Below are 26,113 nucleotides of genomic sequence, written 5' to 3' on the forward strand. Positions count from 1 at the left end.
GGGCAGCTTAGCCTTCCCACTTTTTGAAAATGAGACAAGCGTTTACGCCGCCGAAACCGAAACTGTTACTCATCACAGTATTCAATTTTGCGTCACGTTTTTCAAGCACGATATCAAACGGTTTTGCGCCTTCATCCAGCTCAGTCACGTTGATGTTTGGAGCAATAAAGTCATTTTGCATCATTAGGACTGAGTAGATCGCTTCTTGTACGCCCGCTGCACCTAAGCTATGACCTGTCATTGATTTGGTTGAGCTCAATGGAGGAACTTGACCTTCGCCAAATGCACGTTCCATTGCTTTTAATTCAGTGATGTCACCAGCAGGCGTCGACGTACCATGCGTATTCACATAGTCAATTTTGTCTACGCCGTGTTGTTTTGCTTCTTCAAGTGCCATCAGTACACAACGTGTCGCACCTTCACCAGATGGCGCAACCATGTCTGCACCATCAGAGTTTGCAGCATAGCCCACGACTTCAGCCAAAATGTTGGCACCACGTGCTTGCGCATGTTCTAAAGACTCAAGCACTACAAAACCGCCACCGCCAGCAATCACGAAACCATCACGGTCTGCTGAATAAGGGCGAGACGCTGTTTCTGGTGTGTCATTGTATTTTGAGCACAGTGCACCCATCGCATCAAATAACAAGCTTTGAGACCAGTGATCTTCTTCACCACCACCTGCAAGCATTAAGTCTTGTTTGCCGAGTTGAATTAGGTTGTAGGCATAACCAATTGCATCAGCAGACGTTGCGCATGCGCTGGTAATGGTGTGTGCAACACCTTGCATTTTAAAAGCAACACCAACGTTTGCTGTAATTGTGTTCGACATATTACGTGGTACGAAGAACGGACCAACTTTACGTGCGCCTTTAGTGTCTAACAATTCTTTCATTTCAACTACAGATGCAGTTGAGCCACCACCTGAACCGCCCGCGATACCATAGCGTGGGTTGCCACCAATTTGCTCTGCTGTTAAGCCTGCATTTTCAACTGCAGCAACCGCAGCATTGTATGCATACATGGCACAAACACCCATAAAGCGTTTTAGCTTACGGTCGATACCATCAAAGTCTTGTTCAGCAGCAGCGCTGATATGACTTTTAAAATTGAGTTCAGCATAGGTTGGGTTAAAACGTGTCCCAGAAATCCCGTTTTGTAATGCATGAGTAACTTCTTCCAAAGTATTACCGATACATGAGTTGATACCCATGCCAGTGATTACTACACGTTTCATTTAAAGATCCCTTATATGGTGGTTTTGCAGAGTTGCGCTTAAAGATGAATCAACAATTTATTTCTAAGCCAATTGCAACTCTTATGTTTTCAATGCAGATCATAATAGCAGAAAGAATTTTTAATTCTTATGGCAAATCCTATGCCAATTTGACTTGTCTTAAAATCAGGAGCAGAGCATTTCAACTTTACTAAAAGACACATATTCTTATTGAGATAAATGCGTACTACACCTAGTATTTAGCTAGAAATGAAAGATTATAAAGTACGGGGTACGGAATGGCGGATTCAAACAATAAACAGCGCAGTGGTTTCTTTTCAAATGCCTTCGGAGTGGCTAAAAAGCTCAGCCATACAGGTTTAAACATATTAAACCAAGTGAGCCCAGATACGGCCTCAGCACTGACCAATGCTACAACTGGTGATAGTGCGAGTACAAAAACAAAATCGAAAAATAAGCGTTATGAACACCCGCAGCAAGTCTTAAGAGACCATCTGCCGACAGTATCACGTCATTTATTAGGACGTCATTATGTGAACGCAAATCGAGTCGCGCATTTTGTGTCGCCACAACTTTCCGATAAAGCCGCAGATTATTTTTTTAGCCAGCTCAATCAATTTAGCTCGAGTATGAGCTCGGTCGATGCCGTTTTAGATGAAGCAGGCGTGCGTGATTTAGAAATGCTGACCCAAGATGTCGACCGTTCAAAACGGATTAGTCAGGCATTGTCCGAACAAAATAAAATTATTGCTATCTTGCAAGGTGCACTGACTGGAGCAACGGGCTTTATGGGCTCAACCGTAGATGTCCCTGCTTCCTTGGTGATGTCGTTACGTATGATTTACCAAGTGGGACGTTCTTATGGCTTTGACTTAAGTAAAGAGTCCGATCAAGACATCGTCCAGTTTATTTTTAAACAGATTGATCTTGGGCTGATTGCGGAAAAACAAACTTTGTTGATGGCGATAAAAGCCATTTCAAGTACCTTGCAAACCCATGATGTCTCTCAGTTACAACAGCTTTTAGGTTCAAGCAATGATATTGAAGCCTTAAAGAAATGGTTGACCAATGCCGATGGTCAGCTGAAATGGGGACAGTCGATTGCCAACCTCTCGCTACTGAATAAGCTAGCAAAACTCACACCAATTGCCAGTGCAGGGGTGAGTGCAGCCTATAATTGGCGCCTTGTTGATGATGTACACCAAAAAGCACAACTGGTTTTTTCACAAGCCCGTCAATATATCATTCAACAAAAAGATACTAGCCTGAGTGCTTTAACTGCATATGAACGCTCACTTGAGCTTTTGGTGAAAGCCTCGCCAAGACTGTTGTCACAGCGCAGTACATCAGATACGGATAGCTTAGATTTGAAGCTTGGGGCTGAAGTAGAGTTAAATGGTCATCAAAGTATTGCCAAGGTTAAGATTCAGAAAAAGTCTGACAAAGTCACAGAGCCTGTCGCAACCGAAGAGCGTGTTCAACAAGGGTTAGAACAGCTCGCAGATCAAATGGTTGAACCTCATGATGCTGTCGCACCGCAGCAACCAGCCCTACAAGTAGAAGAAGATCTTGCAGATTTATATCCGGTGGATGAGGTTGAAGAGACCATACAGAACAATAATGAGTCTTTTACGGAAAATGAGCCCAATACGGCTTCAAAAGTCACAGCAAAACCTGCAGTAGAGTCGACTGAAAAAAAGGTTACAAAAAGACGAAATGCACCAAGTAAAAAATAAACCCTTTAAAATAGATAGAAATTTGTAAAAGCCCTGATTTGGTCAACATTACATGTAGTTTGAAATGTTGACCATTTTTACGTCTTAGCTTACAATTGCATGCCCTCAAAAAGTCGTCTTTTTTTGGGTTTTTTATTAACGGGAGAATTGCCAAATGGCAACAACAAATCAGTTGATCCGTAAGGGTCGTACGACTTTAGTTGAAAAATCTAAAGTTCCTGCGTTGAAGGCTTGTCCACAACGTCGTGGTGTTTGTACACGTGTTTACACAACTACACCTAAAAAACCTAACTCAGCAATGCGTAAAGTTTGCCGTGTGCGTTTAACTTCTGGCTTTGAAGTTTCTAGCTACATCGGTGGTGAAGGCCACAACCTACAAGAGCACAGTGTTGTTCTTATCCGTGGTGGTCGTGTTAAAGACTTACCAGGTGTACGTTACCATACCGTTCGTGGTTCTTTAGACTGTGCTGGTGTGAAAGATCGTAACCAGTCTCGTTCTAAATACGGTACTAAACGTCCTAAGAAATAATCTTTCGAGATTAACTTCTTAGTTCGCTAGAACTGCAATCCTTTATCGTCTCGCTTGTCTGATTTCTGCATTAATTTTGTGAAATTCAAGCGACGTGTAGTAAGGCCAGCGAAAGCACATGACACTTTGTGCTACGGCTGGATTAACCTGAAGTGTCATATATATAGGTAGTTTAAAATGCCAAGACGTCGCGTAGTTGCTGCTCGTGAAATCCTTCCGGATCCTAAGTTCAGCAGCCAAACAATCGCTAAATTCATGAACCACGTAATGCAAGATGGTAAAAAATCTATTGCTGAAAGTATCGTTTACGGTGCTTTAGACCGCGTTCAAGAAAAAAACAAAGTAGACCCAGTTGAATTTTTCGAGACTACTCTTGAAAAAGTTCGTCCTATGGTTGAAGTAAAAGCACGCCGTGTTGGTGGTGCTACTTATCAAGTACCTATGGAAGTACGCCCATCCCGTCGTACTGCTCTAGCTATGCGTTGGTTAGTAGATGCTGCTGCTAAGCGTTCTGAAAAAACTATGGCTTTACGTCTTGCTGGTGAGTTGCTTGATGCAGCTGAAGGTAAAGGCGCAGCGGTTAAAAAACGTGATGACGTGCATCGTATGGCTGAAGCCAACAAAGCATTCTCTCACTACCGCTTCTAAGCGACTAAAACAGCCCCTATTCAGGAGGGTGATAGCTTGGCTTACGCCAAACTGTCATCGAATCGCTTTAAGCTGTTCGTCAGCTTAAAGCGCCTGTTTTAAACAACAAAATTTAGGAATGCAAGAAATCATGGCTCGTCAAACCCCAATTTCTCGTTATCGTAACATTGGTATTTCTGCGCACATTGATGCGGGTAAAACCACAACTACAGAACGTATTTTGTTCTACACAGGTGTATCTCACAAAATTGGTGAAGTACACGACGGTGCAGCAACAATGGACTGGATGGAGCAAGAGCAAGAACGTGGTATTACCATTACTTCTGCTGCTACGACTACATTCTGGTCAGGTATGTCTAAACAGTTCCCTGAACACCGTATCAACGTAATTGATACACCGGGACACGTTGACTTCACAATTGAAGTTGAACGTTCTATGCGTGTTCTTGATGGTGCGTGTATGGTTTACTGTGCTGTAGGTGGTGTACAACCTCAGTCTGAAACTGTATGGCGTCAAGCGAACAAATACCAAGTGCCTCGTTTAGCATTCGTAAACAAGATGGACCGTACTGGTGCAAACTTCTTCCGTGTTGTTGAACAAATGAAGACACGTTTAGGTGCAGCTCCTGTACCTGTAGTAATCCCTGTTGGCGCTGAAGAAAACTTCCAAGGCGTAATCGACTTGATCGAAATGAAAGCGATCATTTGGGATGAAGCTTCACAAGGTATGCAGTTCGAATACGGTGAAATCCCGGCTGAACTTCAAGCTACTGCTGAAGAATGGCGTGTAAACATGGTTGAAGCTGCTGCTGAAGCTTCTGAAGAGCTAATGGACAAATACCTAGAAGAAGGCGAACTATCTAAAGAAGATATCGTTGCTGGTCTACGTGTTCAAACTTTGGCTTGTCAAATTCAACCAATGCTTTGTGGTACAGCGTTCAAAAACAAAGGTGTTCAACGTATGTTGGACGCAGTAATTGAATTCTTACCGTCGCCTACAGAAGTTAAAGCGATTGAAGGTGTTCTTGACGACAAAGCTGAAACTAAAGCGATTCGTGAAGCATCTGACGAAGCTCCGTTCTCTGCGCTTGCGTTCAAAATCATGAACGACAAATTCGTAGGTAACTTAACTTTCGTACGTGTTTACTCTGGTGTACTTAAACAAGGTGATTCTGTTTATAACCCAGTTAAATCTAAACGTGAACGTATCGGCCGTATCGTGCAAATGCACGCGAACGATCGTCAAGACGTTGAAGAAATTCGTGCGGGTGATATCGCTGCGTGTGTAGGTCTTAAAGACGTTACTACGGGTGATACACTTTGTGATGAGAAAAATGTCATCACACTTGAGCGTATGGAATTCCCAGAGCCAGTAATTGCATTGGCTGTTGAACCAAAAACTAAAGCTGACCAAGAAAAAATGTCAATTGCTTTAGGTCGTTTGGCTAAGGAAGATCCATCATTCCGCGTTCGTACTGACGAAGAGTCAGGTCAAACAATTATTGCTGGTATGGGTGAACTTCACCTTGACATCATTGTTGACCGTATGAAGCGTGAATTCGGTGTTGAAGCAAACATTGGTAAACCAATGGTTTCTTACCGTGAAACGATCAAGAAGACAGTTGAACAAGAAGGTAAATTCGTACGTCAAACTGGTGGTAAAGGTAAATTTGGTCACGTATACGTACGTTTAGAGCCAATGGATCCTGAATCAGAAAAAGATTACGAATTCGTTGAAGAAGTTGTTGGTGGTGTAGTTCCTAAAGAATTCTTCGGTGCTGTGGATAAAGGTATCCAAGAGCGTATGAAGAATGGTGTCCTTGCTGGTTACCCAGTTGTTGGCATCAAAGCTACATTGTTTGACGGTTCTTACCACGATGTCGATTCGGACGAATTATCGTTCAAAATGGCAGGTTCTTACGCATTCCGTGACGGTTTCATGAAAGCAGATCCTATCTTGCTTGAACCGATCATGAAAGTTGAAGTAGAAACTCCAGAAGACTACATGGGCGATATCATGGGTGACTTAAACCGTCGTCGTGGTATGGTTCAAGGTATGGACGACTTGCCTGGCGGTACTAAAGCAATTAAAGCTGAAGTTCCACTTGCAGAGATGTTTGGTTACGCGACTCAAATGCGTTCTATGTCTCAAGGCCGTGCAACATACTCTATGGAATTTGCTAAATATGCTGAAACTCCACGTAACGTGGCTGAAGGCATCATTTCTAAATTCCAGTCTGGCGGTAAAAAAGGTGACGACGAGTAATCTTTCGATTACTATAAGCCCAAACTAATTCATAGTTAAAAACCAAGTGCTCATGCAGTGATCCTGCATGAGTAGTTTAAAAAGGAAGATCTCATGGCTAAGGCTAAGTTTGAACGTAATAAGCCACACGTTAACGTGGGCACAATCGGTCACGTTGACCATGGTAAAACAACTTTAACAGCTGCAATTGCAACTGTATGTGCGAAGAAATTCGGTGGCGAAGCGAAAGACTACGCTGCAATTGACTCTGCACCAGAAGAAAAAGCACGTGGTATTACAATCAATACTTCACACGTAGAATACGATTCTCCAACTCGTCACTACGCACACGTAGACTGCCCGGGCCACGCCGATTATGTTAAAAACATGATTACTGGTGCTGCTCAGATGGACGGCGCGATCCTTGTATGTGCTGCGACTGATGGTCCAATGCCACAGACTCGTGAACACATCCTTCTTTCTCGTCAGGTTGGTGTACCTTACATTCTTGTATTCCTTAACAAGTGTGACCTTGTTGATGATGAGGAACTTCTTGAATTAGTAGAAATGGAAGTTCGTGAACTTCTTTCTACTTATGACTTCCCAGGTGATGACACTCCAGTTATCCGTGGTTCAGCTCTTCTTGCACTTAACGGTGACGCTGGTCAGTATGGCGAAGAAGCAGTTGTTGCTCTTGTTGACGCACTTGACACTTACATTCCAGAGCCAGTACGTGCAATCGATCAAGCATTCTTAATGCCAATCGAAGATGTATTCTCTATTTCTGGTCGTGGTACAGTAGTAACTGGCCGTGTAGAAACTGGTATTGTGAAAGTAGGCGAATCAGTTGAAATCGTTGGTATTCGTGATACTCAAGTAACTACAGTTACTGGCGTAGAAATGTTCCGTAAACTTCTGGACGAAGGCCGTGCGGGCGAGAACTGTGGTGTTCTTCTACGTGGTACTAAGCGTGAAGACGTACAACGTGGCCAAGTACTTGCTAAACCAGGTGCAATCAAGCCGCACACTAAATTCGATGCAGAAGTATACGTACTTTCTAAAGAAGAAGGTGGTCGTCACACTCCATTCCTTAACGGTTACCGTCCACAGTTCTACTTCCGTACAACTGACGTAACTGGCGCGATCAAATTACAAGATGGCGTTGAAATGGTTATGCCTGGTGACAACGTAGAAATGTCAGTAGAATTAATCCACCCAATCGCAATGGACCCAGGTCTACGTTTTGCGATCCGTGAAGGTGGCCGTACAGTTGGTGCTGGTGTAGTTGCTAAAGTAACTGCATAATCATCTGATTGTGTGAAAAAAAGCGCTCCTTTGGGGCGCTTTTTTTTTATCTATTCATTTTACTAAGCAAGTAATTATTCTCGGGCAAGATACAGCATGCTTTAGTGTTCATCATAAAAATAGCGTAGAACATTACGCACACTAAATTGTCTAACAATCCACCCTGAAAACTGTCCTAAACTGATATTTTGCTGACCCTAACTGCACTTATAGGCGGAGCCCAATCACGTAAGATAAAAAGACGAAAACAACTATAAGCAGTGGATGTCTTCAGGATATTCATAGGAGCAAAAAGATGAATGCGAAGGTAAAAATCACCAATCGTGCGGGTGCGAGTTTCCCTGTACGTCGGATGAACTTTGAGTTTGAAAGCGTACCTGAATATTGGATGAATGGTTCAGCTGGACTGACCCATTTTATGACCGCGCTGTCAGCACTCTTTCCAGCAGGTGAAATGTTTTTTATCGACAGTGTTCGTGCGGTCAGACAGCATCCCTCGATCAAGGATAATGCTGAATTACAAAAAGAGATTTCAGCCTTTATTGGTCAAGAAGCGATGCATACGCAAGAACATGAAGGTTTTAATGCATCTGCACAAAAGTATGGGCACGATGTTGCAACACTTGATCGCTATACCGACCGTGCAATTCAAACCACGCGTAAAGTGTTTGCTTTTCTAGGCAAGCCTGTGGGTATTACTCAAGAGATGGTGGATTTAACGGCAACCACCGCGCTGGAACATTTTACTGCAACTATTGCCTCTCAGTTGTTGGTCAATAACCACATTCAAGAGCTAATGAGCGATGAAACCATGAAAACCATGTGGTTATGGCATGCTATTGAAGAAAATGAGCACAAAGCTGTGGCTTATGATGTGTTTGAAGGGGTTTTTGGTAAGGGAATCAAATCCTATCTACTACGAACAGGATCGCTGGTTGCAGCCATGGCTATTTTATTCTGCGTGCAGTCGTATTTTGTATTTCGTTTATTACAGCAAGATAAACAACTGAACAGGGCTGCGCTGAAGGATATTTATACCTATGCATATAGTCCATCGAAAGGAATTATTACAGGGATGGCACGTGAAATGATCATGTACTTTAAACCGGGTTTTCATCCTAATCATCACGACACCGATGCGTTACTTGAGAAGTGGAAGTTAAAATTAGGATTTTAAGCAGTTTTGGCTCTTTGAGCGATGTAAATCGCTCTTTTTTTTGTTCGGTTTTTAGCACAAATTTTTTATACTGTGACCTCCACATTTTAGAAAGATAAACGAAGATGATTCGTTTAATGCAAGCTGCGGACTTAAGCCAAATTGCGCAGATTGAAAATTTAGTTCAAACCCATCCTTGGAGCCTACAACAGTTCCAAGAGTCCATGCAGTCTTATCACAGCACCGTGATTGAACAGGCAGGGCAGGTCGTAGGGTTTTGTATCCTTCAGCCTGTTCTTGATGAGGCTAATTTATTGTTGATGGCCATTCATCCAAGCCAGCAAGGCAAAGGGTTGGGTTACCAGCTATTAGATGCATCACTGGCACAACTCAAAAACAACCCGATACAGGTGTTCTTGGAAGTCCGTGAGAGCAATCAGGCAGCGATTGCCTTGTATGAAAAGTCCGGTTTTCATCAAATTGATTTGCGTAAAAATTATTATCCTAAACCAGATGGTGGCCGTGAGCATGCCATTATTATGGTGAAATCGTGTAGTGATGACTTTTCCGAGTTGTTTAAATAAGAGAACAGTTGAGCTTCTGTATAACGTCATTATTTAATAATGGCGTTATTCCACCCCGAAGGTAGGGTGGTCATTAAGGAGTTTCCCAGTTGCTGCACTTCCTCGCTACTCAGGCTATGATTGAGTCTGCGCCACTGACCATCAATCAGCAATTCTAGCGGTAAATACTGCGATTTGTAGTTCATTTTTTCTGAGTGCGGCACCCAATAGCCCAAATACACAAACTGCAAAGCGCGTGCTTTGGCGAGCTCGATTTGTTTTAAAATGGCGAAAGTGCCGAGTGAGCGTTTGTTTTCATCGGGATCAAAAAAGGTATAAACCGCAGATAAGCCATCATCTAAAGGGTCGCAGGTCGAAACACAGATGAGCTGGTCTTCTTTCCACAGTTCTAAGAAAAAGCTCTCGGTACAGCTATGGACGAGGAATTTATCAAACTGATCGCGGCTGGGTGGGAACATGTCTCCATCTGCATGGCGTTTAAAGATATAACGCTCATATAAGTCATAATGTTTTTTGGTGGCATCCGCAGTGCGGGTAATTTTTAAAGTGAGATCTTGATTGCGTTTCCATGCTTTTTTTTGACTGCTGTTCATTTTAAATTCGCGCACAGGTACGCGGCTAGACAGACACTGTCGACACAGATGACACTCTGGGCGGTAGACAAAATCACCACTCCGACGAAAACCTACGCGAGAAAGTTCGGACAGCGTGACGACATCAATACGATGCGCTGGATCGAGAAATACCATCCGGGCTGACTTTTTTTCTAGATAGCTGCAGTCATGCGGTGGCGTGATGTAATACTGTAAATCATTCAGTAGGGACTTCGGGTGATACGAATTCATGATAAATCCCTCTATTATTCTTTATTCAGTCAGTCGCGCATTTTGCGCTATTGTTTTACTTGAAAATACACCCTCCTGATACATTTTCCAATCGATAGCAGGTTGATTTACAACATCTTGTAACGATTTTAAGTAGGTTTGCCGAGAAAGTGTACAAGCACCAAGGCTTAAAAGATGATCATTGACCAATTGGCAGTCGATCCAAGGCAGCTTATTTTCACGGCCAATCAACATCAAAGTATAAAATGCCATTTTTGAGACATCCGTTTCGGTACTGAACATAGACTCCCCAAAACAGCCGTGTCCAATGCTGATGCCGTATAGTCCGCCAACCAAGAGTGTTTGATCCCATACTTCAACACTATAGCCATAACCTGCATCAAACATTGCACAGTAGCCATCTATAATGTCATCACTGATCCACGTGTCATCAGCGTAGCTGCGTGGTAGTGAGCAGGCACGGATCACCCGTTCAAAAGCTTGATTGATGGTGATGCGATAATCCTGCTTTTTCATGCTCCGAAGGAGAGTTTTGCTGGGTTGATAATCCTGCGGACGGATGATGCAACGTGGCTCGGGGCACCACCAGTAAATGGGCTCGCCTGTTGAGAACCATGGAAACAAACCATGGGTATATGCTTCAAACAGGGTAGAAGGGGAAAGGTCTGCACCGATACAAATTAAGCCTTCACCCTCGGGGTCAACTTCAAGCGGATCGGGAAAGATATACTCAGAAGGCGGTAACTGCTGCATAGTGGTGTGTATACATGATAAAAAATGACTTTTAGATCATACATAAAAAAACCGCCTATGGGAGGCGGTCTTTTTCAAGGCTCAGATTATTCGCCTAAAGCATCCAAATATTTTTCTGCATCTAGCGCAGCCATACAGCCAGAACCCGCTGAAGTGATCGCTTGACGATAAACGCTATCAGCAATGTCGCCTGCTGCGAATACACCTGCAACAGAAGCAGCTGTGGCATTACCAGATGTGCCACTTTGGACTTGGATATAGCCATCACGTAAGTTCAATTGACCATCAAACATTGCGCTGTTTGGTTTGTGGCCAATCGCAACAAACAAACCTTGAACATCAATATCTTGTGTAGATTCGTCTTGAGTCGATTTTAAGCGAACTGCGGTTACACCCGTGTTGTCACCTAAAACTTCATCCACTTGGTGATTCCAAATGATGCTGATTTTGCCTTCTTTTTCTTTCTCAAATAAATGATCTTGAAGGATTTTTTCAGAACGCAATGAGTCACGACGGTGAACCAAAGTCACATGCGATGCAATGTTAGACAAATATAGTGCTTCTTCAACGGCAGTATTACCGCCACCCACAACCATGACTTTTTGGTTTTTATAGAAGAAACCATCACAGGTTGCACATGCGCTCACGCCTTGGCCCATAAAAGCAGCCTCAGACTCAAGACCTAAGTATTGAGCGGTCGCACCTGTGGCAATAATCAGTGCATCACAAGTGAACTCATCCATGTCACCTTTGAGTACAAAGGGACGTACAGAAAGATCGACTTCATTGATATGATCATAGATGATCTCAGTACCAAAACGTTCCGCATGCGCTTGCATACGTTCCATCAGTACAGGACCTGTTAAGCCTTCAGGGTCACCCGGCCAGTTATCAACTTCAGTCGTTGTCGTTAGCTGACCACCGAGTTGGATACCCGCAATCAGTGTCGGCTTTAAGTTGGCACGCGCAGCATATACCGCAGCGCTGTAACCCGCAGGGCCTGAACCGAGAATAATCAAACGTGAGTGACGAGCGCTCATACGTAGAATCCTTTTTTTATTTAGAAATTTGTGGAATTATACGTGAAACTCTATAACAGTTGTGTGAGTTCAATGTCGATATTATTGATCAATCAAATCGATTTGAGCTATATAGAAGAAATATGCGGTGTAGAGCGGGAAAAAGTGGAAAAATCATCTGCTCGCTATACATAAAGCATTTAAGAATAGTGCATCTTTTTATAAAGAAGAGGTGCATAATATGACGTTTATTGTGAAACTTTTGCTTTAGGTTTCGAACAAAAACATTAATGAAGAATTTGTTACAGGACAGTATATGACTGAGGTGTCGGGTGCTTATGCACAGCGCTTATTAATGACATTATTTTTAGTCTCGTTTGGCATTTATTTGTTCCTTGCTACCGTGACCTATACCCCATTTGATCCGGGCTGGATGCATATATCAAGTGATACTTTGCAAGTCTCGAATGCCAGTGGCGTTGCAGGGGCGTGGATTGCTGACTTACTGTTCGGTTTTTTAGGCTGGGCAAGTCTACTTATTCCTGTGTTTTTGTTCATTGAAGCCATTCAAGTCTGGTGGCCGCATAGTTTTTTAAACCGCCCATTTCGTTATGCTGCACAATTCTTTATTTTGCTTGCAACCGCCAGCTTACTGTTCTTGTTTTGGAAAGTTCCAGCAGACACTTTAGACAATGCCTCTGGCGGCATTATTGGTTATGAACTGGGACAAAGTTTGTCGCAGATTTTAACCATTTACGGTGCAACCTTATTTTTGGTCGTGTTTACCGCGGTCTTATTGACCTTGGCTTTCGGTATCAAATGGAACCGTACTTTCGCGACCCTCAAAGCAACTCCTGCTTATTTACAAGATTTATTTTACCGGAACGTACCTGAAAGCGAGTCTGCCTTTGATCGTACGACGCCAAGCGTCAAAAAAGAAGTGATTGCAACGGCACCGAAAAAGGGTATTGAAGCAACGGAATTGGTCGAGGCGCCAGTAGCCGTGCAAGAGGCATCAGTTAAAGCACCTCAGCGCGACTATTCAGCAGAGCATTTGTTTAATGACATGGTGGCCAAAGAGCAACGTGTTCAAGAACAACAGGTGGATGTGGATGATGAAGTAGAGCTTGAGCGGACTATAGAAAAAGCGCACCAATTAGAACAAGACAGTCAGCGCGTGGTAGCGACAGGGGAAGTGTGGCGTGCATTAAACTCAGCTGAAGATCAACGTCATAAAAATGATATTGATGCTTTACTTCGTGCTGCCGAAGAAGATCGCCCATTTAGCCCAGAACAACATTTTCAAGCAGTGGTGCAAGATCATACAGCGCCAATTGCTGATCCTAATTATTTCCAAGACGATGCCCCTGCACAGAAGAAAAATGTCGATTGGGATGATGATGAAATCTTTGACGAGCTGCTTGCTGCCGTACCCAATGGCAAAACAGCAACGGATGTTCACAGCCCCTTTAATACGCCTGAACCTGTGTCTCATTTACATGTGGTTGAAGATCCAATTGCGGTAGCCGAGGTTGCAACCTTAAGTGCTGCTGCAAGTCCCGTTGCCTTACAAGCAGCGCCGAGTGGAGTTGCAAAAGCACAGCTTGATGAATTGGATGATTTAGACGAATTCCTTGCTGAGGATTGGTCAGAGCAGAAAGTAGCTGCTTCAGATGTACGCACCAGCAGTAGCTATGCGCAGTCATCTGCTTTTGTACAAGCACCCATTCAGCATCATAATACAGTGAGCACAAGTGCTACAGCGGCTGTAGCCAAAGAAGTTTTGTCCAAAGAAGCGTTTATTGAAGCATGGCAGGACACCGCTGGAAAACCGCAAGACGAAGAAGAGTTTGACTTTGATGCGCCATTGACTGATGCATCAGGCCGTCCAATGTCTTTGTCCATGCAAGTAGCAGAGCGTCGTCGTGATTTATCACCGCTGCCAGGACTGGATTTACTGGATGAAGTTGACCTCAATAAAAAAGTCAATTTCACTGCTGAACAGTTGGCGCGTTTATCTGAATTGCTTGAAATTAAACTACAAGAGTTCAATGTCAAAGCCAAAGTGGTCGAAGCGCAGCCAGGGCCCGTAGTAACTCGTTTTGAGTTGGATTTAGCACCGGGCGTGAAAGCCTCTAAAGTGACCAATATTTCCCGTGACCTTGCGCGTTCAATGTCGATGGCATCTGTACGTGTGGTTGAAGTTATTCCGGGTAAACCGTATATCGGGATTGAAGTGCCGAATAGCACACGTGAAATGGTGCGTTTAATCGAGTTGTTGACCATTCCTGCTTTTACCGATCCAAATAGCATTCTTTCGATGGCAATGGGCAAAGATATTTCGGGTAACCCGGTCATTGCTGATTTAGGTAAAGCCCCGCATATGCTGGTTGCAGGCACCACAGGTTCAGGTAAATCGGTGGCAGTAAACTCGATGATTTTATCGATGTTGTTGAAATATACGCCGAATGAGTTGCGTTTAATTTTGATTGACCCGAAACAGTTAGAGCTCGCTAACTATAACGATATTCCACATTTGCTTACCCCTGTGGTCACGGACATGAAAGATGCAGTCAGTGCCTTGAACTGGTGTGTGAATGAAATGGAACGTCGCTATAAGCTGATGTCTTTCTTAAAAATTCGTAAGCTAGCGGACTATAACCGTAAAGTGGAAGAAGCGATTGCCAATGGCGAAGAGCTGATTGATCCGACCTGGAAAGCCAGTGATTCGGTTGCCGGTGAGCGTGCACCACGTTTGACCCCATTACCATCGATTGTGATTGTGGCGGACGAGTTTGCCGATATGATTATGCAGGTCGGTAAGAAAGCTGAAGAAATGATTACGCGTTTGGCACAAAAGTCACGTGCCGCAGGCATTCATTTGTTACTTGCAACGCAGCGTCCATCGGTCGATGTAATTACGGGTCTGATTAAAGCCAATATCCCAACACGTGTGGCTTTACGTGTGAACTCAAAAATTGACTCACGCACGATTTTGGATGCTGGTGGGGCGGAAGACTTACTGGGTCATGGTGATATGTTGTTCTTAGGGCCGGGTAAAATTGAACCTGAACGTGTACATGGTGCCTTTATTGCCGATGATGAAGTGAACCGCATCTGTGATGCTTGGCGTGAACGTGGCTCGCCAAATTATGTTGATGAAATCCTAACGCCATTTGATGAAGAGCCAAGTTCTCGTGGCTTTGAAGATGGTGATGGCGATCCAAACCGTGATGCACTTTATGACCAGTGTGTATCCTTTGTATTGGAAACACGCAAGGTTTCGGTGTCCTCGCTACAACGTAAGTTTAGTTTGGGCTATAACCGTGCCGCGCGGATTGTCGACCAAATGGAAGAAAATGGGATCGTGAGTGCGCAAGGTGCGAACGGTAAGCGAGAAATTTTAGTTTAAAAAGAAAGCCTGCGGATTGCAGGCTTTTTCTTAATCATTCAGTTTAGGCATCCAGTCATGCAAATTATTGATGCATTAATTCCATTGGTAGTACTCATTGCCATGGGGTATGTATTAAAGCGGTATCGCTTTTTAACAGTGGAATTTTGGCAAGGTGCTGAAAGACTGAATTATTGGATTTTATTTCCTGTTTTGCTGTTCAGTAGTCTAGCCACCGTTCATTTTAATGTCGGGCAAGTCCTGCCAGCGCTTGCTGTGGTCTTTAGTGTGACCTTGCTGATGAGTGTGGTGCTGTGGGTATTAAAAGCGGTGTATGGTACGCCTGTGGCGCAATTTGGCGTCTATTTACAGAGTCATATTCGTTTCAATACTTATATTGGTTTGACCAGTATGGCTTTGATTTTTGGCGCTGCAGGGATGCAAGTCTTTGCCATGATTATTGCCTTTGTTATTCCTTTAGTGAATGTACTTTCCGTACTTGGTTTTTCTCAAGGGCAGGGACTGTCTTATAAAAATATTGCGTGGTCGGTTGCGAAAAATCCACTGATTCTCGCCTGTCTGGTCGGGATCATTTTTAATTTTTCAGGTATGCATTTGTCCGAGAGCATTAACCAATCTTTAAAGCTAGTAGCAGGGATGAGCCTCCCGCTTGGGCTCTTGTGTGTGGGCGCAGCACTCCAGTTTAATGCGTTAAAATATGCGGGTCGAGCGCTAATCTTAAACACTTTTGGACGTTTAATCTTGGTGCCTATTTTAGCCTATGTAGGCTGTCTTTTATTTGGTTTAGCAACATTTGAAACCATGATTGTAGTGGTATTCTTCTCGCTCCCAACGGCTTCAGCAGCCTATGTCCTGACCAAATATTTTCAAGGGGACAGTCAACTCATGGCAGCAATCATTAGTTTGCAAACTTTGTGTTTCGGTTTGACTTTTCCACTTTGGATGTGGTTTTTACAGTCATAAAAAATGCCAGTCTCCTAGGAATGAACTGGCATTTGTAGATCATGCGCATTAAGCAGATCTAGGTTTAGGCGAATTTAGCCAAAACCTCTAAGAAGGGAGCTGCTTGATGTGGATAAGCGGCAATCACGTCATGGATACGCTGACCTTCTGGATTGGTGGCATTAATGTCGCGACCATCCGTTTTAAATTGGGTGAGCAGACGCTCATAATCACTTGGGCGCATGTGTTTAAAGGCATGGTACAACACATGAAAGTCGCCATTCACACCTTCAGGAGGAAGCTGAGTTAAGTAGGCAAATACACGCTCATCTGACCATTCTTCATTGAACGTTGCTGGCTGAGATAATGCCATAGCAATCTCCTTGCTGGTTTAATCATTAAAAAAGGCAAAATATGGGAGACAAAGAAAATACTTTCTTGTATCTGCGCATATTCTGCCTTGATTCAATTTGCTTGACTAATCAAAAATCAGATTAACGTTCTTCAGGCAAATTGATATTCATTTCAAGCATTTCAATATTCGCTTCAGAACGGACAGCCATTTGAATGTGCTGTTCATCTACACCGCGAACATAGCGATTCACCACTTGCATGATTTCTTTCTTCATTTGGTCGATTTTGTCTTGGCTAAGACGTTTACCTAAACCGCTTTCAGACGCTACGATGACTTTCAAACGATCTTTTGCTGTTTGAGCACTAGACGGTTTTTCATCATTACTAAAAAGCTTACTCCAAAATCCTGCCATGTCTACGCTCCAAATAGTCGTGCTAACCAGCCTTTAGGCTTCACCGTAATATGACGGTAAGGACGTTCTTCACCTAAGAAACGTGCCACAAGGTCATCATAGGCTTGGCCTGCTGATTCTTCTGTAAAGAGAATCACTGGTTTACCTTCGTTCGATGCTTGTAAAACGCTCTTACATTCAGGAATCACTCCCAAAGTTGGCACACGTAAAATATCTTTAGAAATGTCGTCAATGGTTAACATTTCTTGTTTATCGGCACGTTCAGGGTTGAAACGTGTGATACACAAGTGTTTACGAATACGACCTTCATTCATTTCAACTTTTTTGGTTTTGCTGTCGAGCATACCAATAATACGGTCAGAGTCACGTACAGATGAAATTTCAGGGTTGGTCACAATAATCGCTTCATCGGCATGGTACATTGCTAAAATTGCACCGCGTTCGATACCTGCGGGTGAGTCACAAATAATGTAGTCAAACTCTTGTGACAACTCATCCATGACACGTGCTACGCCTTCATCAGTTAAGGCATCTTTATCACGGGTTTGCGACGCAGGTAAAATATATAAATTCTCGATATCTTTATCGCGGATAAGCGCTTGTTGTAATCGAGCTTCATTATTTAATACATTGACAAAATCATACACAACGCGGCGTTCACAACCCATGATCAAATCAAGGTTACGTAAACCTACGTCAAAATCGATCACAACAGTTTTGTGACCACGTAGGGCTAAACCTGTTGCAAAAGATGCGCTTGTCGTAGTTTTGCCTACGCCACCTTTGCCTGATGTTACGACAACAATTTTCGCCACCGAATCCACTCCTGTTATGGTTTAAATCCCCTTATTTATCATTTGGGGCTTTTGGTGTTTATTTATACATTAAAATTCAAGCGCTTCAAATACAAGCTCTTGTTGATCATTTAAGTAAATATGTGTTGGGCGTTTTAAATGCTGCGCTGGAATATCATCTGCAACACAATAGGTCCCTGCAATTGAAACCAATTCGGCTTCTAAAGCATGACAGAAGATGCGTGCAGCGCTGTTTCCGCCCGCGCCGGCAATGACTCTACCACGAGCACTACCATAAATATGTATATTTCCTGAAGCAATCACTTCCGAGCCACTGTTAATGCCTGCGGTAATAATGATATCGCCTTGATTTTGAACTAAGCACTGCCCCGTACGTAAAATTTCGTCATGATATGAAGTTGCATGGCGAATGACAGGTGCTGCCGCAACTGGTGCATTGGTAGAAGCTGTCGCAGCAGGAGCAGGGGCTTCAACCACTTGCTCTTTGGTTGCTTTGACTTCTAGAAGTTGAGAGCTAATACCATGTCCTTGCGCTGGAATCACTGGGAACTGAATGGCACGGGCTTGTTCAGCCAAAATTCCTTCTTGTACTGCCATCGGCTGTACATCCAGATCCAGCAATAATTGAATCAAGGAAATTAACTCTTGCTCAACGCTACTTTCTAGAACAACTAACGCCCCAGCAGTCGATGCATTTTGTAATGTTTTACTTAATTGCTGTCGGATTGCATCATGATCATTGGTGTCAAGGGTAATGCGAATCGCATTGACCATTCTGCCAGTTATCCGGATATCAGCCATAATTTTTCCTTAAGACTTCTCAGATTTATTTTTTACTAAAGAAGTGATGTTGTAAATAGAGCAAATCCTAGAACAAAATGAAGGATTGCACTAGCTGCGTTTGTAATATTTTTACCTTAATGCTTATTCTTTGGCTTGATCATCTTTTTCAAGCTCTTCTAACCACTGTTTCACCTTAACTTGCTTGCGAATGGCATCCAAACTTTCATAGACCACAGACTCAACCAACTGTTCCAAAGACTGATTATCGATTTTTAAATCACTGACTTTTTCAGCTATCAAGCGATAGGTGGCATTGGGCTGTGCAGGATTTCCCACCACCATTGGTTCCAGTAAACCTTGTGTGATGTTTTCACCGAGTCGTTGTCCGATACTTTGAATTTGTTGTTCAATTTTTCCACCCACAATTGGAATCAAACGCAGTAATTGGGTCAGTTCAGGAGTATCTTCAATCGCACGATTGACAATCAGACCGACATTTTGAGCAATGAAATATTGACGTTGTTTCAGTTCGGTGGCGAGAGATTCTTGTAAAATTTCAGCCAATGCTTGTGCAAATAAAGCCCGATGATGATCGACGAGATCATGGATAATTTTTTTATGGGTCGAACTGGTATTTAATTCGTGCTTCACCCCATCCAATACAGTAATCACGACGCGGTCAGAGAGCTCTTCCATCACCACGCGGTAGTAAAATTTGGCCTTAGCTTGTACCGACTCAGGAATCACGTTATAGCCCAACTCATGTAGGCGAAAAGCAATCACCCCCGCACGAAATAATCTTAAAAAACGTAAATGAGGAATAATCGCTAAAATTTCGTACCAATGAATAAAGGGAAAGAAAAACCAGCGACGATGGTGTCGATAAACGATCGCAATGCCCCAACGCACCAATAATTCAGTAATCAAGAACAGAATAAACCAAGCTTCTGTGGTGATGACCCACGGATGTAAATGCTCACGATAGAAGGTTAAGACACTTTCAAGATGAATGGCATTGAAAAACCATCCACCGATATTGCTCATGATAAAAAAATTAGCACACAAACAAAACAAGTTAAAAATGATCAGAAACACCATAAAAATGTCATAGATCAAAAACAGTTTGAAATACAAACTTTGAGGGTCAACCTGATGATATTTAGACTTTTTGACTTGGTTTTTCTGCATCATGCATAGTCTCTTACTGGGTTGAATTGGACGTTGAGTATTTGGCTTTCATTTGTTCAATCAACTGGTCTTTTTCAGTCCAAAGTTGATCGACCCACTGTTGGAATTGTTCGCGAAAGTCCAGATCGTCTTCATAGTTTCCAGCGAGCACCCATGCAGGAATATCAATTTTACGCAAATTGACCGCAATCCGTGAGACTTCCCCAAGCCAAAATTCACTATAGCCAGGCGCACCGTCAGGATAGACAATGGTCATATCCACCAAGGCATCAATGTCATTACCTAAAATACCTAAGGCTAAGGCCAAGCCACCCGCTTTCGGTTTAAGCAAATTTTGATAAGGCGATTGCTGCTGTGCATGTTTTTCTGGAGTAAAACGCGTGCCTTCCAAATAGTTTAATAGAGTGAATGGTTGGCTCAGCAGTTGTTCACAAGACTTGCGTGCCTCTTCCATATCGCGTGTTTTTAACGCAGGGTTTTTCGCAATTTGCTCTTTACTATGCCGCTTCATCATTGGGAAGCCTAGAATTTTAAAGGCTTGGCCAACAAATGGAATAAAAATAAGTTCCCACTTGGTAAAGAAGCGGGTGAGGGGCATACGGGTTAAACCAAAATATTGGTTAACCGTGGTGTCGACCCAACTTTGATGGTTGCAAGTCATCAGGTAACGACCCTGCATACTTAGCTCAAGATCATCATCGACAGAAATGTCCCATTTCGTGTTGGGTAGGACATGATCGATTAAATAATTGTTCACAGCCAGCCAGCTGTTGGTGATTTGAATATTGGTCTCATCCACTTTTTTTGATTTTTTAAACAGTTTGGTCAGGCCAAGCGCGAGCACTGGCGGGCCATGAAAAAAAGTACTGCCTGTAATGACTGAACCAACAGTTAGACCACGGGTGATTTTTTTTAATAAAGGTTGTTTTTGGTTTGGCGATGACATAAAAATAAACCCTAAAATATAATGCGTTTCGCAACTCGTTCTATTTTCTAAAGGTCAATATAGTACGGGATGATCAAATAGAAAAGCACCAAACATTAACTGTGTAGAAATTGTGACGAAGAAAGTCTTGAAAAAGAAATTTTTTATTACATATTGTAAATAAAGGCTTTATTATTAACAAAAAATCAATGGTCTAGATCATCGTTTTACGACAATATTCGTTCTATAAACAAAACACACAAAGAAGGAGGCATGCGATGCGTGCACTAGCAATTTCCGCAGTCGTTGGGGCAATGGTTCTTACAGGTTGTCAAAGCACTGGTAATAACATTGGTGGTGTAGAATACGATAAAGCTGCTTTAGGAACCTTAATTGGTGCTGCTGCGGGTTATGGTATTTCTAAAGGAAGTGCAAATACTAGCCGTCAAAACAACCGTGCTGCAGCGATTGGCGCAGTTGTCGGTGGTGCAACTGGTGTTTACCTTGACAACAAAGAGAAGAAACTTCGTCAACAAATGGCGGGTACTGGTGTAGAAGTTAACCGTAATCCAGATGGTTCTGTAGGTTTGGTTATGCCAGGTAACATCACTTTTGATACCAACAAATCAAACATCAAGCCGAACTTCTATTCAACTTTAAACAAAGTTGCGCAAACCTTAACTGAAGATAACAAGAGCGGTATTCTTGTAACAGGTTATACAGACAGTACAGGTAATGATTCAATCAACATTCCTCTGTCTCAAGCGCGTGCGCAATCTGTAGCAAGTTACTTGGCATCCCAAGGTGTTTCTACAACACGTATTAATGCACAAGGTCAAGGTTCAGCAAACCCAATCGCCTCTAACGCGACTGCTGAAGGCCGTGAGCAAAACCGTCGTGTAGAAATCAGCATCTACGCAATTCAATAATTTTTATTGAAGACTGAAAAACCACCTTCGGGTGGTTTTTTTATGACTGTTAAAATATGAATTTGCATTATGCATCTGTAGCGGAGATGACTATAATCGAGCTCGGAATGAAATAGAGGAAAGACTATGTCACTGGCAAGTCAATTAAACGACAAGCAACTTGAAGCCATGAAATACACTCAAGGACCCTTGTTAGTACTTGCAGGGGCTGGTTCAGGTAAAACTTCGGTGATTACCCGTAAGATTGCATACTTGGTGAAACACTGCGGCATTCCTGCTTATCGTATTACCGCGATGACGTTTACCAACAAAGCAGCACGTGAAATGAAAGAACGTGTCACCAAGCTGCTGTCACGTGAAGAGGCAAAAGGGCTTTCAGTCTCGACCTTTCACACCTTCGGTCTAAACATGCTGCGTTTAGAGCTGAAACACACGCCATTAAAAAATAATTTTTCTATTTTAGATGCAGACGACTGTAAGCGTATTTTGATGGACTTGATGCACCGTGACAATTTATCCGGTGCGGAAAGTAAAGAACTGATTGCCAAAGCCATGAAGATGATTTCAGATTGGAAAAACGATCTGATTCCACCTGAGCAAGCACACACCACCTGTGAAACTGCAGAAGATGTTCAATTTGCGCACTTGTATCAACTGTATGAGCGTAATTTACGTGCCTATAATGCGGTCGATTTTGATGACTTGATCGTGATGCCGACGCGTCTTTTACAAGAAAATGTAGAAGTTCGTGAGCGCTGGCAAAATCGTATTCGCTATTTATTGGTCGATGAGTATCAAGACACCAACACCGCACAGTATATTTTGGTGAAATTGCTGGTCGGGGTGATGGGACAGTTCACTGCGGTGGGTGATGATGACCAATCGATCTACGCATGGCGTGGTGCCAAGCCTGAAAACATGGCTTTGCTCAATGAAGATTTTCACAATTTAAAAGTAATTAAGCTCGAACAGAACTATCGTTCGACCAGTCGTATTTTAAAAGCGGCCAATACCGTGATTGGTAACAATCCGCATATTTTTGATAAAAAACTGTGGTCAGATAAAGGTCATGGTGAAGTAATTCGAGTGATTACGTGCCGCAATGATGACGATGAGTCAGAACGCGTAGTGAAAGACTTAATTACCCATAAACTGATGAATGGTAAAAATTGGAAGGATTACGCCATTTTGTATCGGGGTAACTTCCAAGCACGTGCATTGGAAACACAACTGCGTCAAATGCAGATTCCGTACAAATTATCAGGTGGTCAGTCGTTCTTCGGACGAGCTGAAATCAAAGACGTGATGAGCTATTTGCGCGTCATTATTAATCCTGAAGATGACAGTGCATTTTTACGGATCATCAATACACCTAAACGTGCCATTGGGCCTGTGACTTTAGAAAAGCTGGGGCTGTTTGCACAAGAAAATCATTTGTCTTTGCTCTCTGCCGCAGGTGATCAGCGTCTCACCATGGTGATTCCTAAAAAAGCCACCACGCAGTTGGCGGAGTTTGCAGACTTCATTACCACCTTTACCCGTGAGTTGCTTGAGGATGATGAACCTGTACCGATTATTCGCAAGATGATGGTTGAAGCGGGTTATATCGACTATGTCAAAGAGTCTGCGGCGACGCCTGCGCAAGAAAAAACCAAGCTTGATAATATTGAAGTGCTGTATAGCAGTATTCAAAGTTTGATTAACCGTGCTGAAGATGTTGATGAGAAAAATATTGAAAGTGTAATTCGTAAAATGGTGTTGCTGGATATGTTAGAGCAGCAGCAAGAAGAAGAAGACACTGACAAAGTAAACCTGCTCACGCTGCATGCATCTAAAGGTCTAGAGTTTCCATATGTCTATCTGATTGGTCTTGAGGAAGAGTTACTGCCGCATAAAAACTCGATTGCCGCAGATACAGTTGAGGAAGAGCGTCGCCTGATGTACGTGGGCATCACCCGTGCGCGTCAGGGTTTAACCATCACGCTTGCAGAACAACGTAAGGCAGGCGGTCAAATGAAGCAAATGACACCAAGTCGTTTCTTGGATGAGTTGCCGCAAGATGAGTTGGAATGGCTGGGGCGTAAAAAGAAACTGGCGGGCAATGTCGATCCGAAATTACAAGCGCAGCATTATTTAGACAATTTACGTGCGTTGATTAAGCGCTAAATATTTTTTTGTTTTAGAATTTTATTGTACTAGGAAAAAGAGAATGAAAGTTCAGGTTAAAGTGTTGGATTCACGTTTAGGCAATGAATGGCCAATGCCAACTTATGCGACAACGGGTTCAGCAGGCTTAGACCTTCGTGCATGTGTCGATGCTGCGACCGTCATTGAACCGGGACAAACTGTTTTGGTCAAAACGGGTTTATCTATTTATATTGAAGATCCACACTTTGCAGGTTTAATTTTACCGCGTTCAGGCCTAGGTCATAAGCACGGTATTGTTTTGGGTAACTTGGTGGGATTAATTGATTCGGACTATCAAGGTGAATTGATGGTTTCAGTTTGGAACCGTAGCCAAACAGCTTTCAGTTTAGAACCGGGTGAACGTCTTGCACAGTATGTACTTGTACCTGTGATGCAAGCACAGTTTGATATTGTAAATGAATTTGAAGCGACAGAACGTGGTGCAGGTGGTTTCGGACATACTGGTCAAAACTAATCTCTCAGTGATAAAGTAAAACAACAAAGCCTCTCCATAAAAGAGGCTTTGTTGTTTTAATGCTGAATGATCATTTTTAGTTCATAAAAAGTTACAACTCTTTTTTGAATCCTTAGTAAAATTAAATGCAGCGTTAAGCATAACAACAAGGACAGCTGAAAGAGCTGTTGATCTGAATAAATTAGAAGTTAGACCTATGGATTTTCAGCCAAAATTTCCTGCACATATTTTTCGTGCCTATGACATCCGTGGCAAATTGGATGTCATGAGTGCTGAGCTGATTCGTGCCATTGCACAAGCGCTCGCAACTCAATATTTAAAGACTGGGCAGACACGTTTAGCCATTGGTTATGATGCCAGACAAAGCAGTCCTGCTTTTGCAGAAATTATTTACAAAGAATGTCTTAAACAGGGCTTAGATGCGAAAATTATCGGATGCTGTGCTAGCCCTGTGTTGTATTACACGGCACGTCAGTTTGATGGCAACGGCATTATGGTGACAGCCAGCCACAATCCAAAGTCGGATAATGGGATCAAATGGATTATGCAGGGTGAGCCCCCTTTACCTGAGGCAATCCAGCAGGTGGCACGCGATGCAAATGAATATTTTGACAGCCATGCAGAGATGAACTGGCAAACGTTGCCACATCAGATTGTGCCTGAATATTGTCTGGCTTATCAGGGGGCATTGCTCAATGATATACAGCTCATGCCTCAACCTCGACCCTATAAAGTCGTGGTGGATGGTTTATACGGTTCAGCGGGACGTTGTGCCGTTTTGGTCTTAAAGAAACTCGGCTGTGAGGTGCATGCTTTACGCTGTGAGGCCAATGGTGAATTTCCTGAACATGCCCCCGATCCATCTCAAGCCAAACATCTAGATATGCTACGAAATGCCGTGCAACAGCAGCATGCTGATATCGGTATTGCCTTTGATGGTGACGGTGATCGTGTTGTATTGATTGATGAAAAGGGCGTAATCATTTCAGCAGATCGTTTATTGTCCTTGTTTGCGCACATGTGTTTGGCTGATCATCCAGCACATGAAGTGGTTTTTGATGTGAAATGTTCCACCATGGTCCGAAATACAGTATTGGCCCATCACGGTATTCCAAAAATGATTCGCACAGGCAGTTCTTTTTTGCGGAAATATTTGGCGCAATCTGAAGGGCATGCGGTTTTTGGCGGTGAATATGCAGGGCATTATGTGTTTAATGATGGTCGTGGTTTTGGTTATGACGATGGGTTATATGCCGCACTACGTGTGTTGGAATACTTAAGCTTGAAGCAATGCACTTTGTCGGAAGCACTGGCAGACTACCCAGAACGTGCCAGTACAGAGGATATTTATATTAGCACCCATCAGATTTCACCCGCGCTGGTTTTAGCGAATGTGGAAAAACAAAGTCAGCACTTTCAAGCAGAAATGAGTAAAATTGATGGCGTAAGACTTGATTTTGAGGATGGATTTGGCATTATTCGAGCATCGAATACAGGTGAGTATTTTACCGTACGTTTCGACGCGGACAGTGATCAGCGGCTCCATCAAATTCGCCATAACTTTGTGCACATGCTGACGGTAGATTATCCGCAGATTGCGCAAGACCTATTAGACGCCCATTAAGGAGAGGCA

General features: G+C 43.0%; 23 protein-coding genes. 13 read left to right on the top strand and 10 right to left on the bottom strand.

Annotated features, from left to right (window positions below; genetic code table 11):
- Positions 1–7 precede the first annotated feature (7 nt).
- The gene (locus tag F946_RS15195; protein ID WP_004694933.1) at positions 8–1,237 is read right to left on the bottom strand and encodes a beta-ketoacyl synthase N-terminal-like domain-containing protein; all 1,230 of its coding nucleotides are present in this window, start codon (positions 1,235–1,237) and stop codon (positions 8–10) included.
- A gap of 278 nt (positions 1,238–1,515) precedes the next feature.
- Between F946_RS15195 and F946_RS15200 the strand changes: the two genes are divergently transcribed.
- The 7 genes from F946_RS15200 to rimI all read left to right on the top strand — a co-directional run bounded on the left by F946_RS15200 (position 1,516) and on the right by rimI (position 9,440).
- On the top strand, positions 1,516–2,973 hold the full coding sequence (locus tag F946_RS15200; RefSeq protein ID WP_004984257.1) for an EcsC family protein: 1,458 nt from the start codon (positions 1,516–1,518) through the stop codon (positions 2,971–2,973).
- Positions 2,974–3,127: 154 nt separating this feature from the next.
- Positions 3,128–3,502, top strand: a complete 375-nt coding sequence (gene rpsL / locus F946_RS15205; protein WP_002050319.1) for a 30S ribosomal protein S12 — start codon at positions 3,128–3,130, stop codon at positions 3,500–3,502.
- Positions 3,503–3,679: 177 nt separating this feature from the next.
- A complete protein-coding gene (gene rpsG, locus F946_RS15210; protein ID WP_004694929.1) occupies positions 3,680–4,150 on the top strand; it encodes a 30S ribosomal protein S7 in 471 nt (156 codons plus the stop codon).
- A gap of 130 nt (positions 4,151–4,280) precedes the next feature.
- A complete protein-coding gene (gene fusA, locus F946_RS15215) occupies positions 4,281–6,416 on the top strand; it encodes an elongation factor G (RefSeq protein WP_004694927.1) in 2,136 nt (711 codons plus the stop codon).
- 93 nt (positions 6,417–6,509) lie between these two features.
- Positions 6,510–7,700, top strand: coding sequence for an elongation factor Tu (tuf, locus tag F946_RS15220; RefSeq protein WP_004692776.1), 1,191 nt, complete (start codon positions 6,510–6,512; stop codon positions 7,698–7,700).
- A gap of 295 nt (positions 7,701–7,995) precedes the next feature.
- The gene (locus F946_RS15225) at positions 7,996–8,877 is read left to right on the top strand and encodes a metal-dependent hydrolase (protein WP_004984261.1); all 882 of its coding nucleotides are present in this window, start codon (positions 7,996–7,998) and stop codon (positions 8,875–8,877) included.
- A 104-nt stretch (positions 8,878–8,981) separates the two neighbouring features.
- On the top strand, positions 8,982–9,440 hold the full coding sequence (rimI, locus tag F946_RS15230; RefSeq protein ID WP_004984263.1) for a ribosomal protein S18-alanine N-acetyltransferase: 459 nt from the start codon (positions 8,982–8,984) through the stop codon (positions 9,438–9,440).
- A 29-nt stretch (positions 9,441–9,469) separates the two neighbouring features.
- On the opposite strand, the gene F946_RS15235 is transcribed toward rimI, so the two are convergent.
- The 3 genes from F946_RS15235 to trxB all read right to left on the bottom strand — a co-directional run bounded on the left by F946_RS15235 (position 9,470) and on the right by trxB (position 12,078).
- Positions 9,470–10,285: an arginyltransferase gene (locus F946_RS15235; protein WP_004694916.1), complete on the bottom strand. Its 816-nt coding sequence runs from the start codon at positions 10,283–10,285 to the stop codon at positions 9,470–9,472.
- A gap of 21 nt (positions 10,286–10,306) precedes the next feature.
- The gene (gene aat, locus F946_RS15240; RefSeq protein ID WP_004984268.1) at positions 10,307–11,038 is read right to left on the bottom strand and encodes a leucyl/phenylalanyl-tRNA--protein transferase; all 732 of its coding nucleotides are present in this window, start codon (positions 11,036–11,038) and stop codon (positions 10,307–10,309) included.
- 86 nt (positions 11,039–11,124) lie between these two features.
- Positions 11,125–12,078 carry a thioredoxin-disulfide reductase gene (gene trxB, locus F946_RS15245; protein ID WP_004984269.1) on the bottom strand — a complete coding sequence of 318 codons (954 nt, stop codon included), beginning with the start codon at positions 12,076–12,078 and terminating at the stop codon, positions 11,125–11,127.
- 295 nt (positions 12,079–12,373) lie between these two features.
- On the opposite strand from trxB, the gene F946_RS15250 reads away from it, so the two are divergent.
- Positions 12,374–15,469 (top strand): DNA translocase FtsK, encoded by a 3,096-nt coding sequence (locus F946_RS15250; RefSeq protein WP_004984271.1) that lies wholly within the window; start codon positions 12,374–12,376, stop codon positions 15,467–15,469.
- A 57-nt stretch (positions 15,470–15,526) separates the two neighbouring features.
- Positions 15,527–16,432 (top strand): AEC family transporter, encoded by a 906-nt coding sequence (locus tag F946_RS15255; protein WP_004984273.1) that lies wholly within the window; start codon positions 15,527–15,529, stop codon positions 16,430–16,432.
- A 64-nt stretch (positions 16,433–16,496) separates the two neighbouring features.
- On the opposite strand, the gene F946_RS15260 is transcribed toward F946_RS15255, so the two are convergent.
- From F946_RS15260 to F946_RS15285, 6 genes are all read right to left on the bottom strand, one after another.
- Positions 16,497–16,784 (bottom strand): PA4642 family protein, encoded by a 288-nt coding sequence (locus F946_RS15260; RefSeq protein WP_004984275.1) that lies wholly within the window; start codon positions 16,782–16,784, stop codon positions 16,497–16,499.
- A gap of 121 nt (positions 16,785–16,905) precedes the next feature.
- Positions 16,906–17,178 (bottom strand): cell division topological specificity factor MinE, encoded by a 273-nt coding sequence (gene minE, locus F946_RS15265; protein WP_004694905.1) that lies wholly within the window; start codon positions 17,176–17,178, stop codon positions 16,906–16,908.
- 2 nt (positions 17,179–17,180) lie between these two features.
- On the bottom strand, positions 17,181–17,993 hold the full coding sequence (gene minD, locus F946_RS15270; RefSeq protein WP_004694902.1) for a septum site-determining protein MinD: 813 nt from the start codon (positions 17,991–17,993) through the stop codon (positions 17,181–17,183).
- Between the two features lie 69 nt (positions 17,994–18,062).
- On the bottom strand, positions 18,063–18,794 hold the full coding sequence (gene minC / locus F946_RS15275; RefSeq protein ID WP_004984277.1) for a septum site-determining protein MinC: 732 nt from the start codon (positions 18,792–18,794) through the stop codon (positions 18,063–18,065).
- A 123-nt stretch (positions 18,795–18,917) separates the two neighbouring features.
- Positions 18,918–19,967 carry a hypothetical protein gene (locus F946_RS15280; RefSeq protein WP_004984281.1) on the bottom strand — a complete coding sequence of 350 codons (1,050 nt, stop codon included), beginning with the start codon at positions 19,965–19,967 and terminating at the stop codon, positions 18,918–18,920.
- 10 nt (positions 19,968–19,977) lie between these two features.
- Positions 19,978–20,910: an acyltransferase gene (locus F946_RS15285; protein ID WP_004984283.1), complete on the bottom strand. Its 933-nt coding sequence runs from the start codon at positions 20,908–20,910 to the stop codon at positions 19,978–19,980.
- A gap of 257 nt (positions 20,911–21,167) precedes the next feature.
- Between F946_RS15285 and F946_RS15290 the strand changes: the two genes are divergently transcribed.
- The 4 genes from F946_RS15290 (at position 21,168) to F946_RS15305 (ending at position 26,104) form a co-directional block, all read left to right on the top strand.
- The gene (locus F946_RS15290; RefSeq protein WP_004984284.1) at positions 21,168–21,818 is read left to right on the top strand and encodes a YiaD family glycine zipper/OmpA-like lipoprotein; all 651 of its coding nucleotides are present in this window, start codon (positions 21,168–21,170) and stop codon (positions 21,816–21,818) included.
- Positions 21,819–21,944: 126 nt separating this feature from the next.
- Entirely contained in the window at positions 21,945–23,984 is a 2,040-nt protein-coding gene (locus F946_RS15295) for a UvrD-helicase domain-containing protein (protein ID WP_004984285.1), read from the top strand.
- Positions 23,985–24,027: 43 nt separating this feature from the next.
- Positions 24,028–24,480, top strand: a complete 453-nt coding sequence (dut, locus tag F946_RS15300; RefSeq protein WP_004984286.1) for a dUTP diphosphatase — start codon at positions 24,028–24,030, stop codon at positions 24,478–24,480.
- Between the two features lie 196 nt (positions 24,481–24,676).
- A complete protein-coding gene (locus F946_RS15305) occupies positions 24,677–26,104 on the top strand; it encodes a phosphomannomutase/phosphoglucomutase (RefSeq protein ID WP_004984289.1) in 1,428 nt (475 codons plus the stop codon).
- Positions 26,105–26,113 lie beyond the last annotated feature (9 nt).

It is taken from the genome of Acinetobacter johnsonii ANC 3681, from assembly GCF_000368805.1.
Lineage (GTDB): Bacteria > Pseudomonadota > Gammaproteobacteria > Pseudomonadales > Moraxellaceae > Acinetobacter > Acinetobacter johnsonii.

Excerpts from the sequence above, each read along its gene's own strand:
- F946_RS15195 (WP_004694933.1), bottom strand. The coding sequence starts at position 1,237 with ATGAAACGTGTAGTAATCACTGGCATGGGTATCAACTCATGTATCGGT.
- F946_RS15200 (WP_004984257.1), top strand. The coding sequence starts at position 1,516 with ATGGCGGATTCAAACAATAAACAGCGCAGTGGTTTCTTTTCAAATGCC.
- rpsL (WP_002050319.1), top strand. The coding sequence starts at position 3,128 with ATGGCAACAACAAATCAGTTGATCCGTAAGGGTCGTACGACTTTAGTT.
- rpsG (WP_004694929.1), top strand. The coding sequence starts at position 3,680 with ATGCCAAGACGTCGCGTAGTTGCTGCTCGTGAAATCCTTCCGGATCCT.
- fusA (WP_004694927.1), top strand. The coding sequence starts at position 4,281 with ATGGCTCGTCAAACCCCAATTTCTCGTTATCGTAACATTGGTATTTCT.
- tuf (WP_004692776.1), top strand. The coding sequence starts at position 6,510 with ATGGCTAAGGCTAAGTTTGAACGTAATAAGCCACACGTTAACGTGGGC.
- F946_RS15225 (WP_004984261.1), top strand. The coding sequence starts at position 7,996 with ATGAATGCGAAGGTAAAAATCACCAATCGTGCGGGTGCGAGTTTCCCT.
- rimI (WP_004984263.1), top strand. The coding sequence starts at position 8,982 with ATGATTCGTTTAATGCAAGCTGCGGACTTAAGCCAAATTGCGCAGATT.
- F946_RS15235 (WP_004694916.1), bottom strand. The coding sequence starts at position 10,285 with ATGAATTCGTATCACCCGAAGTCCCTACTGAATGATTTACAGTATTAC.
- aat (WP_004984268.1), bottom strand. The coding sequence starts at position 11,038 with ATGCAGCAGTTACCGCCTTCTGAGTATATCTTTCCCGATCCGCTTGAA.
- trxB (WP_004984269.1), bottom strand. The coding sequence starts at position 12,078 with ATGAGCGCTCGTCACTCACGTTTGATTATTCTCGGTTCAGGCCCTGCG.
- F946_RS15250 (WP_004984271.1), top strand. The coding sequence starts at position 12,374 with ATGACTGAGGTGTCGGGTGCTTATGCACAGCGCTTATTAATGACATTA.
- F946_RS15255 (WP_004984273.1), top strand. The coding sequence starts at position 15,527 with ATGCAAATTATTGATGCATTAATTCCATTGGTAGTACTCATTGCCATG.
- F946_RS15260 (WP_004984275.1), bottom strand. The coding sequence starts at position 16,784 with ATGGCATTATCTCAGCCAGCAACGTTCAATGAAGAATGGTCAGATGAG.
- minE (WP_004694905.1), bottom strand. The coding sequence starts at position 17,178 with ATGGCAGGATTTTGGAGTAAGCTTTTTAGTAATGATGAAAAACCGTCT.
- minC (WP_004984277.1), bottom strand. The coding sequence starts at position 18,794 with ATGGCTGATATCCGGATAACTGGCAGAATGGTCAATGCGATTCGCATT.
- F946_RS15280 (WP_004984281.1), bottom strand. The coding sequence starts at position 19,967 with ATGATGCAGAAAAACCAAGTCAAAAAGTCTAAATATCATCAGGTTGAC.
- F946_RS15285 (WP_004984283.1), bottom strand. The coding sequence starts at position 20,910 with ATGTCATCGCCAAACCAAAAACAACCTTTATTAAAAAAAATCACCCGT.
- F946_RS15290 (WP_004984284.1), top strand. The coding sequence starts at position 21,168 with ATGCGTGCACTAGCAATTTCCGCAGTCGTTGGGGCAATGGTTCTTACA.
- F946_RS15295 (WP_004984285.1), top strand. The coding sequence starts at position 21,945 with ATGTCACTGGCAAGTCAATTAAACGACAAGCAACTTGAAGCCATGAAA.
- dut (WP_004984286.1), top strand. The coding sequence starts at position 24,028 with ATGAAAGTTCAGGTTAAAGTGTTGGATTCACGTTTAGGCAATGAATGG.
- F946_RS15305 (WP_004984289.1), top strand. The coding sequence starts at position 24,677 with ATGGATTTTCAGCCAAAATTTCCTGCACATATTTTTCGTGCCTATGAC.